This is a genomic window from Variovorax sp. 20P10.2.4 (assembly GCF_058244205.1).
In genome coordinates, this window is sequence record NZ_JBZAYE010000933.1 from 1 (window position 1) to 2,184 (window position 2,184).

Below are 2,184 nucleotides of genomic sequence, written 5' to 3' on the forward strand. Positions count from 1 at the left end.
AGCGCGGGCGCGCGCAGCGGCGACACCTCCTCGGCCGAGCGCAGCGCGCAGAACACGCGCCTGCCCACGGTGCTGGTCACCACGCCCGAGAGCCTGTCGCTGCTGCTCGCGCGCGCCGATGCCAGCGAGGTGCTGGGCCAGGTGAGGATGGTGGTGGTCGACGAGTGGCACGAGTTGCTCGGCAACAAGCGCGGCGTGCAGGTGCAGCTCGCGCTCGCGCGGCTTCGGCGCTGGAACGCGGGGCTCGCGGTCTGGGGCATGTCGGCCACGCTCGGCAACCTGCACGAGGCGATGCACGCGCTGCTGGGCCGTGACGATGGCGTGCTGGTGCAGGGCCAGGTGCCGAAGAAGCTGGTCATCGATTCGCTGCTGCCGGGCCGCGCCGAGCGCTTTCCCTGGGGCGGCCACCTGGGCCTCACGATGCTGCCGCAGGTGCTCGAGGAGATCGCGGCCAGCAGCACCACGCTGGTCTTCACCAACACGCGCTCGCAGTCGGAGATCTGGTACCAGGCGATGCTCGAGGCGCGGCCCGAATGGGCCGGCACCATCGCGCTGCACCACGGCTCGCTCGACCGCGAGGTGCGCGAGTGGGTCGAGCTGGGCCTCAAGAGCGGCGAGCTCAAGGCCGTGGTCTGCACCTCGAGCCTGGACCTCGGCGTCGACTTCCTGCCGGTGGAGCGCGTGCTGCAGATCGGCTCGCCCAAGGGCGTGGCGCGGCTGCTGCAGCGCGCGGGCCGCTCGGGCCATGCGCCGGGCCGGCCCTCGCGCATCACGCTGGTGCCCACGCACAGCATCGAGATGGTCGAGGGCGCGGCGGCGCGCGCCGCGATCGCCGAGGGGCACATCGAGGCCCGCCATTCGCCCGACCAGCCGCTCGACGTGCTGGTGCAGCACCTCGTGACCGTGGCGCTCGGCGGCGGCTTCGTGCCCGACGATCTCTACGAGGAGGTGCGCGGCACGGCCGCCTATGCCGGGCTCACGCGCGAGCACTGGGCCTGGTGCCTGGACTTCGTCGCGCAGGGCGGCGCCTCGCTCGCGGCCTATCCCGACTACAAGCGCGTGGTGGCCGATGCCGACGGCGTGTGGCGCGTGCCCGATGCGCGGCTCGCACGGCGCCACCGCATGAACATCGGCACCATCGTGAGCGACGCGAGCATGGCGGTGCAGTACCTCGGCGGCGCGAGGATCGGCAGCGTGGAAGAGGGCTTCGTCGCGCGCATGAAGCCCGGCGACTGCTTCCTGTTCGGCGGCCGGCTGCTCGAGCTGGTGCGCATCCACGACATGACGGCCTGGGTGCGGCGCGCCAGCGGCCAGCGGCCCGCGGTGCCGCGCTGGAATGGCGGGCGCATGCCGCTGTCGAACACGCTGGCCGACGCGGTGGTGCAGCAGCTCGCGCTGGCCGACCAGGGCCGGTGGGAGTCGCCCGAGCTGCGCTGCGTGCGGCCGCTGCTCGAGCTGCAGCAGCAGTGGTCGGCATTGCCCACGCCGCGAACGCTGCTGGCCGAGACGCTGAAGACGCGCGAGGGCTGGCACCTGTTCCTCTATCCGTTCGCGGGCCGCCACGTGCACCTGGGGCTCGCGAGCCTGCTGGCCTGGCGCGTGGCGCAGCACGAGGCGCGCACCTTCTCGATCGCGGTCAACGACTACGGCTTCGAGCTGCTGAGCGCGAGCGAGGTCGACTGGCCCGCGCGGCTGCCCGAGGTGCTCGGCATGCCGGCGGGCGACGCGGCACAGGCGCACGAGGCGCTGCTGCACGAGGTGCTGGCCTCGCTCAATGCGGGCGAGCTCGCGCAGCGGCGTTTTCGCGAGATCGCGCGCGTGTCGGGACTGATCTTCCAGGGCTATCCGGGCGAGAAGCGCAGCAGCCGGCAGCTGCAGGCCTCGTCCTCGCTGTTCTGGGAGGTGTTCCGCAAGTACGACCCCGGCAACGCGCTGCTCGCGCAGGCCGAGCGCGAGCTGCTGTCGCAGGAGCTCGAGATCGGCCGCCTCGCTGCCAGCCTCGCGCGCATGGGAACGCAGCAGCTGGTGCTGCGCGCGCTCGAGCGGCCGACGCCGTTCTCGTTTCCGCTGATGGTCGAGCTGTTCCGCGAGAAGCTGTCGAACGAGAACGTGGCCGACCGCATCGCGCGCATGGTCGAGCAGCTCGAGAAGGCGGCCGGCGGTGCCGTGACCGCGGGCGGTGCG

1 protein-coding gene is annotated in these 2,184 nt (G+C 72.6%); it reads left to right on the plus strand.

The genetic code is table 11. From position 1 onward, the window contains the following. Nucleotides 1–2,184 (plus strand): ligase-associated DNA damage response DEXH box helicase (locus tag AC27VN_RS39585; RefSeq protein ID WP_490880231.1); only part of this gene is annotated, 2,184 nt, incomplete at both ends.